Source organism: Allobosea sp. 47.2.35, assembly GCF_024655635.1.
Classification (GTDB): Bacteria; Pseudomonadota; Alphaproteobacteria; order Rhizobiales; family Beijerinckiaceae; genus Allobosea.
The window spans coordinates 84,150-98,710 of sequence record NZ_JANLGI010000003.1 but is presented as its reverse complement, the minus strand read 5'-3'; the positions used below and the strand labels follow the sequence as shown (position 1 = coordinate 98,710).

The window sequence follows — 14,561 nt, the reverse complement described above, 5'->3', positions numbered from 1 at the left end:
AGTCCTTTCGAAAGCGGGGATCAGGCTGCCAGCGCCGGCCTCTCGCCGGCGAGCAGCGTGAGGGAGGCGAGACGCCGGCTGGTCAGGGCATTCGGCGTGTCGATGACGAATTCGGCGATGCCGAAGCGGGCATGCAGCCCGTCGAGCTCGCGCCGGACCTGCTCGGACGTGCCGGCGAGGATATGCGGCTTGCGGATCTCGGTGCGGTAGGAGGCGGCGCCGGCCTGGCGGGCATACTCGGCCGCCTGCTCCTCGCTGCCGAGATTGAGGTTCTGGCCGTTGTCGAGGGTCAGACGGACAACGCGGTGGTTCTCCGTCAAGCTCAGGGCCTCCTCGGTCGTCTCGGCGGCGAAGGCGGCTACCGCGAGCAGCAAGGGGGCCGTGCCGCCGGCCTTGGCATAGGCGTTCAGGCTCTCGTCTATCGCCTTGGGATCGCCGTTGTGGTGACCGGCGAAGACGAAGTGCCAGCCGCGCTCGCCCGCCTGCCGGGCGCTGTCCGGGCTGGCGCCGAGCAGGAAGCGCTCGGGCGTCACGGGCGGGACGGGCAGGGCACGCGCCTTGTCCCGCGGGCCGTCCGTGGCTGCGGGCGGAGCGAGGAAGCCGTCGAGCTCGTCCAGCAGAGCTTCGAACGACGGTGCGCGTGCGGGATCGTGCAGCACGCGCAGGGCCTTGGTCGAGAGCGGCAGGCCTCCCGGCGCCTTGCCGATGCCGAGATCGACACGGCCGGGCGCGAGCGAGGCCAGCAGGTTGAAGGTCTCGGCGACCTTGTAGGGGCTGTAATGCGGCAGCAGGACGCCGCCGGAGCCGATCCGGATGCGCTGCGTGCGCGCCAGCAGATAGGCGGCGAATACTTCAGGCGCCGGACTGACGAGGCCGGGGAAATCATGGTGCTCGGCCAGCCAGAAGCGATGATAGCCGAGACGCTCCGCCGCCTGGGCCAGGTTCACCGTGCGCTGGAGCGCCGCGCCGGCGGTTTCCCCTTCGATGAGCGGGGTCTTGTCGAGAAGGCTGAGTGCGTAGGTCATGGGATTCGATACCGTTCGGGAGATCAGGCGGAGCGGAGGCCGAGGGCTGTCGACGCTTCCTCGGCCATCCAGCCGAGCCGCTCGTAATCGCCGCGCCAGTAGAGAAGGGCGGCATCGTTGGCGCCGAGCCGGATCTCGCGCACCCGGCCGATGACGATGGCGTGCGAGTGCCGCTCGATCAGCTCTTCCAGCTCGCAATCGAGCGCGGCGAGCGCGCCTTCGAGAAGCGGCGCGCCGGTGCGGCCCTCGCTCCACTCCGCCTCGGCATAGCGCTCCGGGCCCTTCTCGCCGCCACGGCCGGCGAAGCGGTCGGCGACCTGCTTCTGCGCGGCGCTGAGGAAGTTGACGCCGAAGCTGCGATGGCGCGCGAGGACGGGGTAGGTAGAAGAGGAGAGGTTGAGGCCGAACATCACGGTCGGCGGCTCGGCCGAGAGCGACGACAGCGACGTCACGGTCAGGCCGGTGCGATCCTCGCCACGCCCAGCCGTGATGACCGACACGCCACCGGCGAGGTGGCGTAGCGCCGTGCGGAAATCGCCGTTCTCGGTCGTCGAGGCCGGGAGACTACGGGCGGCCTGGCCGGTCGCGGCACGGGTCGGAAGCGAGGAGGCAAGAGACAGGATCGCCATGGAAACCTCTGGAGCAGGCCGTCTGGATGTGTGAGGGGCAGGGCGCCGATGGGCGGCAGTTCCGCAGATTGCTGCCGGGAGGATGGGGCAAGCCTCTCCCTTCGCCGGAAGAGCCGGCGTCGCAGTAGCGTCGCGATGGAAAGATTTCAGGCGCTCAGGGCGCCCGACATTCCGTCAGGAACATCGTTCCAGGCGCGTCGGGGTAGGATTGGGTGAAGTCGTGCATGTCGTCACCGACGTGTCTCCGTGTCGCGGAGCCCACGATTTCGTCGTGGTGCTTTTAGCATTGTTGACGCGGTGCAAGCTGCTCCAGCAAATCCCGCGAAGGAGCGATGCGAACACCGCTCGATACTGATCATTCTTTCTGCGGAACGCTGCGCGGTCAATGAAACAGCCTTTCAAAGATCGCCCGCGCCGGAGGCGGAAGCGCCACCGGATGATGGCGCGCGGAAAGAATTCCGTTCCTTCCTTTCTTGAAGGCTGGATGCGGCTGGTGCTTCGCGGCAGAAGAGGCCGAATGATCGGCGCCTCCGGAGCGAAACGTCATGACCACCGGCGAAGCCTCGCCCGAATTGCCCTTCACCCGGGATGCGGATGGCTCCTTCGTGCTCGATGCCGCGCGACTGTCCCGGCGCTTCGGCTGGTCGGCGGAAGAATTGCGCGAGCTGATGCGCCGCGGGCTGGTGACGAGCCGGGTCGAGCGCGGGGAGGGTGAGGATGCCGGTCGCTGGCGCCTCTCGGTTCTCTGCGGCAATCGCCGCTGGCAGGCCGTCATCGCGGCCGATGGAACGGTCGCGGAGGAGCAGATCGAATTCATTCCGTCGCAGGGGCGCCGCGACCACTGCTGAACAAGTGATGCATGCCCGGCCTGCGGCGAAGGGTCGGGGCGGTCATGTACATTTCCGGCCGGGGTCCCGATAATGACGGTTCAGCGGGGTGAATCGCATCGGCGCGGCCGGTCTTCGTTTTCCTCCTGCATTTTCATGACGAGGCAACGATGCGCATTCTCCGTTTCTCTGCAGCCACGGCTTTCCTCGCGGCGCTGGGTGGCTGCGTTTCGAACCAGCCTGCCGCCTATTCCGAACCGCCGGCCGTGCAGACCATGACGATCCGGCCGCAGCAGCGCAGCTATCTCGACGCTGGCCCGGCCCCCGCCCGGCTGAGCGGCCCGGCCTACTCGCGCGACAGCTCACCTGGCTTTGCCGGCCGGTCCGACAGCTTCGGCAACGGCCTGGCACCTTCGTTCTGACACCTCGATCGATGGCAGGGCGTTACTCGGGCAGCCGAAGGCCGGCCAGGAAGGTGGCGACCGTCAATGTCTTGGCCGGTTGAGCGCGGCATTGCCGCTCGACCGCCTCGAGGACTTCGCCGTCGCCGTATTTCGACAGCCGCGACGGCGAGCTCTTGCGCAGGGCGTCGATCACCCAGTGGCCGATCAGGGCATGCATCTCGTTATCCGCTGCCTCACGCTTCATCCAGGCCTCGCAGGTGATGTAGTCCTGCAGGAATTCGCCCTGGCGCAGCACCTCGCTGGTCGCTGCCGTCGGACATGCCAGAGCCCAAAGCACCGCTGCCGCCCATAGACGCATCTTCTGCCCCCACTGCATCGCTCGAGCCTGTTCGCCCCACCAGCCCTTGCTCGACAGGCCCGTCCTGGCTCATCCACGCGTCGTCGCCAGACGCGCGTGAAGGGAGAAGCCACGGGGCCTCGGGGCATGACTTGGGATCAGGATCGCCAGATTGTTGAGCATAGCGAGCCTGGCTTGCACGGCAACAGCAGAAGCGTTCCCGGCCGTTGTTGCAGGCAGCCCCCGCTATCGCTCGCTTCTGCAATAGAATCCGCTGCTGCGCTCCGAACAGTATTCGGATGTACCGTCGAGAAGCCCAACCTCCCGTTGCCCGCAGGCAAGCCCTGCATCCGGATTTCTGATCGCCCTCTGGAAAGCGGGGACAGATACGCCATCCCGACAAGGTCGAGCTTCCGATTCAACCCCGGTTAACCGCTGCGGTCGAATATCGGCCCCCTCGTAACAGGCGACCACCGGGGGGGAGATGGGCACGGCCTGCGACAACGCCAGCACGTATCACCCGCGTCGACGCGTGCAGCCTGTGATTGCAGCGGTTGCTGCGATGCTCGCCTTCGCAGGCTGTGACGCTCAGGCCCAGACGAAGCCCGAGGAGCCGGTCAAGCTGCAGATCATCGGCGGGCTTGCCGGCGTCACCCAGTACACCAAGATCGAGCAACCCTTCTGGCAGTCGGAAATCAGCGCGCTGTCGAAGGGCCGCATCAGCGCGACGATCCGGCCGCTCGATGCCGGGGGCCTGCGCAACCAGGAAATGCTTCAGCTGATGCGGCTCGGCGTGGTCTCGTTCGGCACGGCGCTGCTGAGCGCGGTCGCGGGCGACGAACCGGAACTGAGCGCCGTCGACCTGCCGGTTCTGAATCCGGATGTCGCGACGCTGCGCCGGACCGTCGATGCCTTCCGGGCGCATCTGCGCAATGTGCTGCGCGAGCGCTACGATATCGAGCTTCTCGGGGTTTACGCCTATCCGGCCCAGGTCATGTTCTGCGCGAAGCCCTTCACCGGGCTCGGCGATCTCACCGGCCGCAAGGTCCGCACCTCCTCGGTCGCTCAATCCGAACTGATGACCGCGATGGGTGCCGTGCCGGTGATCCTGCCCTTTGCCGAGATCGTGGCGGCGCTGCGCGGCGGGGTCGCCGATTGCGCGATCACCGGCACGCTCAGCGGCTATGAGATCGGCCTGCCGCGCGTCGCCGTCTCCGTGCATGCCTTCGCGCTCAGCTGGGGCGTCTCGATCTTCGGCGCCAATGCGACCGCCTGGAATGCCCTGCCTGCGGATGTGCGTGATACGATCAAGATGGGCGTCGGCCGGCTCGAGGATCGCATCTGGTCGCAGACGGAAGCCGATACGCGGAAAGGGCTGGCCTGCAATGCCGGATCGGAACCCTGCTCGGGCAAGCCCGAGCGGCCGATGACCGTGGTGCCGACCTCGCCTGCCGACGAGACGCGCCGTCGTCTCCTCGCCGAGGTCGTCCTGCCGCGCTGGTTCGAGCGCTGCGGCCAGGACTGTGTCTCGGCCTGGAACACCTATCTCAAACCGCTCCATGCCATCGAGCCCAAGACGCCGTGATCAGCCGCCTGAAACTCATGGTCGCAGCAGGGACGGCCGTCATCCTTGCAGTGGCTGCCACCGGTGCGTCCAATCTGGTCCGGCAGCGCGAGGCCGCCGCCTGGCGCGCCGCCGAGCAGGCGCTGGAAAGCTCCGCCATGGCCGTCGAGAATGCGCTTGACCGGCAGTTGCTGCAGGTCGACGGCGCGCTGGCGAGTTTCGCCACCCTGTTCGAGGTCGCACAGATCGGGCCAGGCCAGCGGGACGCCGCGAGCCGGCTGCTGCGCGGGCTCAATTTCCAGACCATGGCCTTCCGCGATCTTCTGCTCGTCGGGCCGGACGGCAGCGTCATCGCCTCCGCCAGATCGAGCGGTGCACGTCATGGGCTGCCGCTCGCCGTCGCCATGGTCGGGCGAGCGCCGACCGACCTGATCGGACCCCTGCGCAACGTCGTCACCGGGGACTGGTCGCTCTATGTCGCACGCCGGATCCCCGCATGGCACGGCGTTGCCCCCGTCGCGGAAGTGCCCCTGCACACGCTGATGAAGCTCCTGGGCGAAACCGGCATCAGCCCCGGCACGCAGATCTCGCTCGAACGCGCCAACGGCCAGGTCGTCGCCACGCTGCCGCATGACGAGTTGCTGATCGGCAAGGCTCGCGCCGCCGCGCTGCCGGAAGGGGTGGTCAACGGCAAGGCCTTCATGCTCGGAAGCAGAGGCAGCGAGAACGGCACCCTCAACGTGGTCCGCAGCTCGCTATACGGCGATATCCGCGTCATCCTGAGCGCAACCAATGCGGTTCTCCTCGCGGATTGGCGCCAGGATCGGGACAGGACGATCACCGCGGCGATCGTCGGGGCGCTGCTTCTGTCGGCCTTTGCCGGGGCGATCCTGCTCGCCATCCACCAGCGCGAACGCGCGGATGCCGAGCGGGCGCGTGCGGCCGGCGTGCTCGATAACGCGATCGAGGCGATGTCCGACGGCTTCGTGATGTGGGACGAGGACGATCGGCTGGTGACCTGCAACCAGCGCTACCGCGAGCTCTACGCCCTGAGCGCGCCCTTCATGACGGTCGGAACGCATTTCGAGGAGATCATCCGCAAGGGTGCGGAGCTCGGCCAGTATCCCCAGATGACGGTCGATATCGATGAATTCGTGAAGGAGATCGCCAGCTGGCACCGGCAAGGCAGCGGCGCGATGGAGCGCCTGCTGCCGGATGGCCGCTGGCTCCTGATCACCGAGCGGCGGATGAAGGCCGGCGGGACCGTCGGCATCCGTACCGACATCACCGCGCTCAAGGCGGCGCTTGCCGAGCTGGCGGCCGCCAATATACGCGCGAACGAGGCGGCGGAGGAAGCGCGGCAGCAGAATGCGGCTCTCATCGAACAGGAGAGCCGCATCCGCTTCCTGGCGCATCATGATGACCTGACGAGCCTGCAGAACCGCTTCTCCTTCCGCAGCCAGATCGCAAAATCACTCCGGCGTGCGGGGGGCGAGGCCGGGGCGGTCGCGCTGCTCTTCCTCGATCTCGATCGCTTCAAGGACGTCAACGACACGCTCGGGCACCCGGTCGGCGATCAGCTGCTCCTGTCCGTCGCTGAGCGGCTGGCGACCTGCGTGCGCGATACCGACTGCGTCGCCCGCCTCGGTGGAGACGAATTCGCGGTCCTCAGCCTCGGCCGGGAGCAGCCGCAACAGGCGCAGGCGCTCGGCGCGAGCATCATCGAGGTTCTGAGCCAGCCCTATATCATCAAGGAGCGTACGATCTCGATCTCGGCGAGCATCGGCATCGCCGTGGCCGACGGGCCGGACTTCGATGCCGACCTTCTGCTGAAACAGGCCGATCTCGCGCTCTATCAGGCCAAGGCTCTGGGGCGCGGCGTCTGCTGCGTCTTCACGGCCGAGATGGACGAGCAGCTGCGCGCCCGTATCGAGCTCGAAGCCGATTTGCGCGAGGCGATCGAGGAGCGGCAGTTCGAATTGTCCTACCAGCCGATCTTCGACCTGAATTCCAGCAAGCTCTGCGGCTTCGAGGCATTGCTGCGCTGGCACCATCCCGAACGCGGCCTCGTCGCGCCGGCCGAGTTCGTGCCGCTGGCCGAGGAGACGCGACTGATCGTCGATCTCGGCGAATGGGTCCTCCGCCAGGCCTGCACCGATGCGGCCCAGTTGCCGGGCGACCTGCGCATCGCGGTCAACCTGTCGCCGGTGCAGTTGATCTTCGGCGATGCGGTCGCGACCGTGCGCGACATCCTGCGTGAGACGGGGCTTGATCCGGAACGGCTGGAGCTGGAGATCACCGAGACCGCGCTGCTCGCCAACGATAACCGCAATCTCGGGACGCTGAGGAGCCTGAAGGAGCTTGGCGTACGCATCGTGCTCGACGACTTCGGGACGGGCTATTCGAGTCTCAGCCATCTCAGGCTGTTCCCGCTGGACAAGGTCAAGATCGACCGCTCCTTCGTGCGCGACATGACGGCCCATTCCGACAGCGCGGCCATCGTGACGGCGGTCGCGGCGCTGGCGGCCGAGCTCGGCATGACGACCACGGCGGAGGGCATCGAGACGCAGGACCAGCTCGATGCCGTCGATCGTGCGGGCTGCACCGAGGCGCAGGGCTACCTGCTCGGAAAGCCGCACCCGATCCTGCATGCTGTCCACGCGACCCTGTTCAGGCGTTCGCCGCGCAAGCGCAGCGGGCAGCGAGGCGGCCGCGCGGTCGACACGTCCGAGACGCTCTAGCCCGTCGTGGCCTCGGCCTGAGGCCGTCGCCGCGCCAGCGATCAGCCATAGGCTTCCGCAAGGAACTGGCCGAAGCGGGTCGCCCCCGGCCGGGGCTGCAGGGCGATGAGACGGGAGTCCAGCGCGGCGGCCTTCCGATGCAGGACGGCTTCGCGATAGACGGGGTCGCGCAGCAGCTCGATGAAGGCCTGCACGCTGCGATATTCCGCGACGAAGCAGAGATCCCAGTATTCTCCCCACGGCCCGATCAGCATCGTCTCGAACCGGCCCTCCCAGACGATCCGGGCGCCGATGCGGGCGAGCACCGGCTCGCTGGCCCGGCCGTAGCTCTGATAGGCCTCGACGCCGCTGACCTCGCGGCCATCCGGATAATCGGCGTGCTCGCGCAGGCGGATCAGGTTGAGCAGGTGGATTGCGCCCTGATGCTCGCCGTCGCGCAGCGCGAGGTAACGTTCCTTCTCGATATCAATGTAGCCTGACATGTTCCTGGCCTTGCGGGTGGAGCGGGTTGCCAACGTTGTTCCGGTCACCGTCAGTGCCCGCCGAACCGGGCCGGCCGGCGCTCGAGGAAGGCGCTGATGCCCTCGCGGACGTCCGCCGTATGGGCCAGCTGCGCGAACTGGCCGGCTTCGACCGCCAGCCCCTCGTCGATGGAGAGGTTGATGCCGCGGGTGACGCTCGCGAGGCAGGCGCTGACCGCCGCCGGCGACTTGCCGAGGATCGTCGTCGCGAGCTGCCGTGCCCGCTTCAGGAGCCGGGCTGCGGGGACGACCTCGTTGATCAGCCCGATCTGCATGGCTTCCTCGGCCGGGATCGGCTCCCCGGTGAGGATGAGCTGGAGTGCCCGCTTGCGGCCGACATGGCGCGGCAGGCGCTGCGTCCCGCCGAAGGTCGGGGGAAAGCCGAGATTGATCTCGGGCTTCGCGAAGCGGGCATGTTCGCTTGCGATCGCGAGCGGACAGGCCTCGACGATCTCGCAGCCGCCGCCGAAGGCGAGGCCGTTCACCGCAGCGATGACGGGCTTGGGGAAGTTCTCGATGCGGCGGGTCAGGGCCTGGCCGCGCCCGACGAAGTCCCGCATGGCGGCGGTGACGCCGGCCTCGACGCTGAGGGAGAAGCCGGCGATATCGGCACCGGCGCTGAACGCCTTGTCGCCCGCTCCGGTCAGGATCACGATGCCCACGGAATCGTCGCGCTCGATCGTGTCGAAGTCGCGTTGCAGCATGTCGATCGTCGCATAGTTCAGCGCGTTCAGCTTGTCCGGCCGGTTGAGCGTGAGGGTGGCGATGCTGCCGGCGATCTCGATCAACACCGGGTGCTCTGTCGTTGCGGTCATGATCACGGCTCCTGCCTCTGCTGCGTCGCGCGACGTTGCAATCAGGCCGCGGATCGAACAAACGGGTAATATTCGTGGTCACGTGAGAAAATTTCACCTCTGTGATTGGCGCTGGGTTGTTTGTGCGGCGAGAAGCCTAACAGGAGGCGAGTGCGATGCGCTCCCGGTTACCCCCGCTGAACTCGCTGCGCCTGTTCGAGGCGGCGGCACGGCTGTCGAGCTTCAAGAACGCGGCGGAGGAGCTGCTGCTGACGCCGAGTGCCGTCAGCCACGGCATCCAGTCGCTGGAGGAATGGCTCGGCGTGCCGCTTTTCCTGCGGACCTCGAAAGGGCTGGTGCTGTCGGAGGCGGGACACGCCTATGTCCCGGTGGTTCGGGAAGCACTTCACTTGCTGGCCAGCGGCAGCGCTCAGATCATCAACCGCCACGGCTCGGGCCAGCTCTCGATCAGCGCGGCGCCGACATTCGGGGCGCGCTGGCTGCTGCCGCGACTGCACAAGTTCCGCGCGCTTCATCCGGAGATCCAGATCGTCATCGACACCGCGCAGGAGCGGGCCGAGCTGTCGGAGGGCGGGGTCGATCTCGCGATCCGCATGGGCCGTGGCAACTGGCAGGGCGTCATCGCCGACAAGCTGGTCGCCGAGGAGCTGGTTCCCGTCTGCGCGCCCTCGATCCGCGAGCGCGTGCAGGGCCTCGCCGATATCGAGCAGGCGCCGTTGATCCATGTGACGCGGACCAGCGAGGACTGGGCGACCTGGGCGGCCGAAACCGGCCGTGTTGTGCCTGATGCGGCGCGGGGCCTGCGCTTCGACACCATCCAGATGGCCTTCCAGGCGGCCAGCCGCGGGCTTGGCGTGGCGATGGGGCGCAAGCCCCTGGTGAACGAGGAACTGGCTTCGGGCGATCTCGTGGAAGTCTGGGAGGCGGTCCCGAGCAAGACCGCTTACTGGCTCGTCGGAGCCGAAAGCCGGGCGGATGATCCGCGCATTGCCGCGTTCCGCTCCTGGATCCTGCAGGAAAGCGCGGCGCCGGCTGCCTGAGCTCATGCAGGCTGCAGCCGTGCGGCGCGTGAGGATCATTCACGCGGAGGTCAATATTACTCGTTTGCCTCGCACCGTGACCACTGCGCATTCGAGGGCTTCTCGATCACGCGGTGGTTCATGAGTCTCGATCTTCTCCTCGGCTTTGCCGTCTATGCCTTCGTGACGTCGATCACGCCGGGGCCGAACAACACGATGCTTCTGGTGTCCGGAGCCAATTTCGGCTTTCGGCCGACGATTCCGGCCATTCTCGGGGTCAATCTCGGCTTCTCCGCCATGGTTATGGCGGTCGGGCTCGGCATCGGCACCGTCTTCACGGCCTTTCCGATCCTGCATGATCTGCTGCGCTATGGCGGCGCGGCCTATCTCGCCTATCTCGCCTGGAAGATCGCCCGATCAGGGGCGGTGGGTACGGAAAGCGCCGGCAGCGAGCCCTTCGGCTTCGTGGACATGGCGGCGTTTCAGTGGATCAACCCCAAGGCGTGGATCATGGCGATCGGGGCGGTGGCGACCTATACGCCGCAGGACGGCTTCTTTTCCAACATCCTGATCGTGACGCTGGTCTACATGGTCATCAATGCGCCCTGCATTATCGCCTGGGCGGGGCTCGGCACGATGCTGCGCGGCTTTCTCGGCGATGCGCGCTTCCTGCGCGCCTTCAACCTCGCGATGGCGCTGTTGCTGCTCGCGTCGCTCTATCCCGCGCTCATGCCGGCGACCTGAGAACGGCAGGAGCATTGCGAGGGCGCATTTCTCGCAATCATCGGCGCAAGGAGCCGACGGTGATAAGCGCCCATTCAAATCGCGGGTAGGAAAGAGCAACCGGTTTTTGCTAGGTGTTTCTTCGTGAAGCCCCTGTATCCGCGAGGCCTCCCTTGAACCTGCCAGCCACAGGACGTTTTGTTTTCAGGCGTGCCGAGCTTTGGGCCGACGGCGTGATCCATGTCCTTGGCGTTGCCTTGGGCTTGGGGGCCGTCGCAGTCTTGATCGTTCAGGTCGCGAACAGTGCTCCGCTGTTCGATCTGATCCCCGTTTCGATCTACAGCGCGGCCCTGCTCGCCGTTCTGATCGTTTCCGCCACGTACAACATGTGGCCGATCTCGCCCCGCAAGTGGTTCATCAGGCGCTTCGACCATTCGGCGATCTATGTTCTCATCGCCGGCACCTACACCCCGTTCCTGATGAAGCTGAGTGGAAGCTTTTTTGCCCCGATTCTGCTGGCGGTCGTGTGGTTCGCGGCCGCAGCCGGCGTCGTGATCAAGGTGGTCTTGCCCGGCCGGTTCGACCGCCTGTCGATCGTTCTCTATCTCATGATCGGATGGAGCGGGCTCCTGATCTGGGAAAGCGTCAGCCTGCTGCCGGCGACCACCTTGTGGTTGATCGTCGCCGGCGGCCTTCTCTATTCGATCGGGGTCATCTTCCACGTCTGGGAAAGCCTGCCGTTCCAGAATGCGATCTGGCATGGCTTCGTTCTCGTGGCTTCCGGCTGCTTCTACGGGGCGGTGTTTCGGGCCTATGCGATTGCGCCGACGGTGTGAGCCGTCGATCCGATTCTGCCGGGTGATCGCTTTGGGATCACTCGACCGTGTTCAGGGACGCGTTTTCCAGCGCCGCCACAACCGCCTCGACGCTCTCCTTCACGCCGAGAACGAAGTCCTTCCGAAAGGCGATAATGGTGTCCGGCGGCTCGCCCTTGAACTGATAGACAACCGCCACCTGGTCGGGATTGACGTAGACGGGCTTTCCGTCGCCAGGCGATGTGAACTTGCAGAGCTTCGGCATGGTTCGCTCGTGTTCTGTAACTGATGCGGGCAACGTCCATACTCAGAGATCGCCGATCACGCAAAATGGCGTCCGGCGCCCGGAGGGGCCGGCGAGCGTGAGGTGCGTCGACGAGGGCGCTTGAAGGGCCGTCGCGCCTGACTCGATGGAACGTGGTTCGAGTAAGAGCAGGGGGGCCAGCCGTGCCCGCAGCGCCGGGAATGGAAACCGATCACGAGGCTCGGCTGCAATGCTTTGGCGATCATCGGGATTTTTGGAGCGGGTACCGGGAATCGAACCCGGGTATTCAGCTTGGAAGGCTGCTGCTCTACCATTGAGCTACACCCGCATCGGGCGCCAAATTCCCCATCGGACCCGCCAGTGTCAAGGGGCCGATCAAGGTTGTCCGCCAGATGTGGCTCCGGCGCTTCCGTCTCCAGCGCCAGAGAGAGGCCTGCCGGACTCAGAAGCCGAAGTTGAAGCCGGCCTTGATGATATCCCCGGCGGTGCGGGCGCGCATGATCGCGTACTGCGAGGGCGCGAGCCCGGTATAGTCCTGCAAGGTCAGCTTCTGGTTGCCCAGGTCGTAATGCGTGTAGTCGAGCCGCAGCGTCATGCCGGGCATGATCGCATATTCCACGCCGCCACCCAGGGCCCAGCCGCTGGCGAGACCTGACCGCGAGCCTGCGGCGCCCGAGGTGGTCGCCGGATTGTCGGGGGCGATCGAGCCCTTCTGGTCGACGAGGCCATAGGCATAGCCGCCGCTGCCATAGATCATGAAGTCGCCAAGGACGAAGCCGGCGCGGGCGCGGACCGTGCCCAGCATCGAAACCTCGTTCTCGGCGCGGGTGGTGAAGCGGGTTCCGCCTGGATTGGCCGCGACCGTCTGACTGCCGCCGAGGCGCGTCGCCGAGAGGTCGGTCTCGGCGCCGAGCACCACGGCGCCGATCTGGTAGTTGAAGCCGAACTGCGCGCCGCCGACCATGCCGCTGCCGTCAGGCGTCAGGCTGCGCGGCACGGCGGCCGCGTTGATGGCGTTAGCGGCAAGGACCGGAGTGCCGAAGGTCGTCGTCGTCGTCGTCGTGGTTCCGGCAATGGGCGACGTCGTGGTGACGGTCGTGGTAGTGGTTGTCGTCGGCGTGAAGATCGGGCTGCCGAAGGGGCCGACCACCGTCGTGCGGTCGCTCTGGCGACCGCCACCGAGCGAGCCGCCGACGTAGAATCCGGTCCAACGTGGGCGTTCGGGCAGCAGGGTGGGCAGGACGGGCGCCATGGTCTGCGGTGCCACACCCTGAGGCGGCGTGACGGGCGCCTGACGCGGCGCGCCCGACTGAGCCGGCGAGACGCCGCGCGGCGTATAGTCGGCGCGGCGGGTGCGGGGCTGCTGGACGGCCGGGCAGATCGGGCAGGTCTGTGCGACCTGGACGCGGTTGCGGCTGGGCGCGGTCGCTGCCAGCCGCAGGGCTGCGGCGGTATGATCCGAGACCGGGTAGAGCCGGGCATAGAGCCGGAAGGATTCGGCATCGCCGGCAAGTATCGCCTCGGCCCAGGCGCGCTCGTCGGTGCGCTGGGCGAGGATGCGGTTCAGGCGCAGCGCGGTCTGATCCTCGGGATTGATGGCCAGGGTGTTGCCGTAGATATCGCTGCGGTCCCAGGCGATCGCGGTGCGGGCGGCATCGGCCGGAGACATGGCGCGCAGCGAGGCGAGCGTCGGGCGCGCCGTCAGCGGCACGTTGCCGGCGGTGGCAGGCTGGGCGCCAGGAGCGCCGGCCGGGCGCTGGAAGAAGCTGAACTCGGTGATCAGCGAGGAGGTGTCCCAGGGGATCTGGGTGCCGTTGGTTGAATCGTAGACGGCCAGGCGGATGCGGCGGAAGATCTGCTCGACGGCGAGGCCCGGCTCGCGCGCCTCGCGCAGGAAGGCGGTGGTGAAGGGGCTGTTGTTCCCCGTGCCGTCCGCTGCGGTGGAGCCGGGCGAGGTCGCGAAGGCGACGAAGGTGCCGCTGCCGGAATCGACGCGGGCGAGGCCCGCCTCGTTGCTGATGCCTTCATTGGCGCCGTCGACGATCTGCAGGGCCAGCCCGCGCGCGCCCTGGCGGTTGGCAAAGGGATTGTCGCGGCAGGCATCGAGGATCGCGATCTTCGACTTGGCGCCGGCTCCGTCGAGGCGGCGCAGGATATCGCCCAGCGACAGCGATTGATCGGCGATGCTGGTCGCGATCTGCGGGCGGATATCGGTCGGTAGGATGTAGTTGGCGCCATCGAGCTGCACAGCATGGCCGGCGTAATAGACCAGTGCCGTGGTATCGGGGCCGCTGCGGCGGACCTTGTCGATGAAGACGTCGAGCGCGCCGCGCAGGCCTGCGAGCGAGAGATCGAGCGCCGGCGTGATATCGAAGCCCGCTTCCCGCAGCATGGTGCTGGTGGCATTGGCATCGTTCAGGGCGTTGGGCAGCTTCGTGACATTGGCATAGGCGCCATTGCCGACGACGAAGGCGAAGCGCTTCTGGGCGAGGGCGGGCGTGGCGCCGAGGCTCAGCGCGGCGAAGGCCACGGTCCACGCGGCGACGAGATACGCATAGGCCCGGGCATGTATCCGCATGCTGCTTCCCCTGGGCGAGACAAACGACTCGCTGGACCCTGTCTGACGCCCACGACTCGAAGGGGCGTCCGCCATATGACGGAGGTTCCCAGAAAGCCGGCACTTGAAGCAACATTAAATCACCCTGGGAAACCACGACCCGGAACCGGCTCCGACCGGCCTGTTCTCCAGGTTTCGCTTGATGTTGGCAGCGGCAACCGCAGCGGTTCCTCAAGCGTAATCGCGCGGGTGTGACTTAATTGCCCGCGTATCGGAGGGCTTGTTCCGGCTGTCCCGCAGGAGCAGGGTCGGGCCGGGC

The 14,561-nt window shown here is 66.9% G+C and carries 14 protein-coding genes and 1 tRNA gene; 7 read left to right on the top strand and 8 right to left on the bottom strand.

What is annotated here, in order from left to right:
• Window positions 1-20: 20 nt before the first annotated feature.
• Both NUV79_RS05495 and NUV79_RS05490 read right to left on the bottom strand, forming a co-directional pair.
• On the bottom strand, window positions 21-1,025 hold the full coding sequence (locus NUV79_RS05495; RefSeq protein ID WP_257732059.1) for an MsnO8 family LLM class oxidoreductase: 1,005 nt from the start codon (window positions 1,023-1,025) through the stop codon (window positions 21-23).
• A gap of 23 nt (window positions 1,026-1,048) precedes the next feature.
• Complete coding sequence (locus tag NUV79_RS05490; RefSeq protein WP_257732058.1) at window positions 1,049-1,654, bottom strand: flavin reductase family protein; 606 nt, start codon at window positions 1,652-1,654, stop codon at window positions 1,049-1,051.
• 545 nt (window positions 1,655-2,199) lie between these two features.
• On the opposite strand from NUV79_RS05490, the gene NUV79_RS05485 reads away from it, so the two are divergent.
• Both NUV79_RS05485 and NUV79_RS05480 read left to right on the top strand, forming a co-directional pair.
• Complete coding sequence (locus NUV79_RS05485; protein WP_257732057.1) at window positions 2,200-2,502, top strand: DUF6522 family protein; 303 nt, start codon at window positions 2,200-2,202, stop codon at window positions 2,500-2,502.
• Window positions 2,503-2,651: 149 nt separating this feature from the next.
• On the top strand, window positions 2,652-2,903 hold the full coding sequence (locus NUV79_RS05480; RefSeq protein WP_257732056.1) for a hypothetical protein: 252 nt from the start codon (window positions 2,652-2,654) through the stop codon (window positions 2,901-2,903).
• Window positions 2,904-2,925: 22 nt separating this feature from the next.
• Here the strand turns inward: NUV79_RS05480 and NUV79_RS05475 are convergent, their stop codons facing one another.
• Window positions 2,926-3,261: a hypothetical protein gene (locus NUV79_RS05475; RefSeq protein ID WP_257732055.1), complete on the bottom strand. Its 336-nt coding sequence runs from the start codon at window positions 3,259-3,261 to the stop codon at window positions 2,926-2,928.
• Between the two features lie 523 nt (window positions 3,262-3,784).
• Here NUV79_RS05475 and NUV79_RS05470 point away from each other — a divergent pair.
• Both NUV79_RS05470 and NUV79_RS05465 read left to right on the top strand, forming a co-directional pair.
• The gene (locus NUV79_RS05470; RefSeq protein WP_257732054.1) at window positions 3,785-4,807 is read left to right on the top strand and encodes a TRAP transporter substrate-binding protein; all 1,023 of its coding nucleotides are present in this window, start codon (window positions 3,785-3,787) and stop codon (window positions 4,805-4,807) included.
• The gene (locus NUV79_RS05465) at window positions 4,804-7,527 is read left to right on the top strand and encodes a bifunctional diguanylate cyclase/phosphodiesterase (RefSeq protein WP_257732053.1); all 2,724 of its coding nucleotides are present in this window, start codon (window positions 4,804-4,806) and stop codon (window positions 7,525-7,527) included. Before NUV79_RS05470 ends, NUV79_RS05465 begins: the two co-directional genes overlap by 4 nt.
• Before the next feature lie 41 nt (window positions 7,528-7,568).
• Here NUV79_RS05465 and NUV79_RS05460 read toward each other — a convergent pair whose 3' ends face one another.
• Together NUV79_RS05460 and NUV79_RS05455 are read right to left on the bottom strand one after the other, a co-directional pair.
• A complete protein-coding gene (locus tag NUV79_RS05460; protein ID WP_257732052.1) occupies window positions 7,569-8,009 on the bottom strand; it encodes a DUF1330 domain-containing protein in 441 nt (146 codons plus the stop codon).
• Window positions 8,010-8,059: 50 nt separating this feature from the next.
• Window positions 8,060-8,863, bottom strand: a complete 804-nt coding sequence (locus NUV79_RS05455; RefSeq protein ID WP_257732051.1) for a crotonase/enoyl-CoA hydratase family protein — start codon at window positions 8,861-8,863, stop codon at window positions 8,060-8,062.
• Window positions 8,864-9,018: 155 nt separating this feature from the next.
• Here NUV79_RS05455 and gcvA point away from each other — a divergent pair, with 155 nt between their 5' ends.
• From gcvA to trhA, 3 genes are all read left to right on the top strand, one after another.
• Complete coding sequence (gcvA, locus tag NUV79_RS05450; RefSeq protein ID WP_257732050.1) at window positions 9,019-9,903, top strand: transcriptional regulator GcvA; 885 nt, start codon at window positions 9,019-9,021, stop codon at window positions 9,901-9,903.
• 120 nt (window positions 9,904-10,023) lie between these two features.
• On the top strand, window positions 10,024-10,626 hold the full coding sequence (locus NUV79_RS05445; protein WP_257732049.1) for a LysE family translocator: 603 nt from the start codon (window positions 10,024-10,026) through the stop codon (window positions 10,624-10,626).
• A gap of 152 nt (window positions 10,627-10,778) precedes the next feature.
• Window positions 10,779-11,441: a PAQR family membrane homeostasis protein TrhA gene (trhA, locus tag NUV79_RS05440; protein ID WP_257732048.1), complete on the top strand. Its 663-nt coding sequence runs from the start codon at window positions 10,779-10,781 to the stop codon at window positions 11,439-11,441.
• A gap of 37 nt (window positions 11,442-11,478) precedes the next feature.
• On the opposite strand, the gene NUV79_RS05435 is transcribed toward trhA, so the two are convergent.
• The 3 genes from NUV79_RS05435 to NUV79_RS05425 all read right to left on the bottom strand — a co-directional run bounded on the left by NUV79_RS05435 (window position 11,479) and on the right by NUV79_RS05425 (window position 14,263).
• Window positions 11,479-11,685 (bottom strand): hypothetical protein, encoded by a 207-nt coding sequence (locus NUV79_RS05435; RefSeq protein ID WP_257732047.1) that lies wholly within the window; start codon window positions 11,683-11,685, stop codon window positions 11,479-11,481.
• 254 nt (window positions 11,686-11,939) lie between these two features.
• A tRNA-Gly gene (locus tag NUV79_RS05430) sits at window positions 11,940-12,013 on the bottom strand.
• A gap of 114 nt (window positions 12,014-12,127) precedes the next feature.
• Window positions 12,128-14,263 (bottom strand): caspase family protein, encoded by a 2,136-nt coding sequence (locus tag NUV79_RS05425; RefSeq protein WP_257732046.1) that lies wholly within the window; start codon window positions 14,261-14,263, stop codon window positions 12,128-12,130.
• Between the last annotated feature and the right edge of the window lie 298 nt (window positions 14,264-14,561).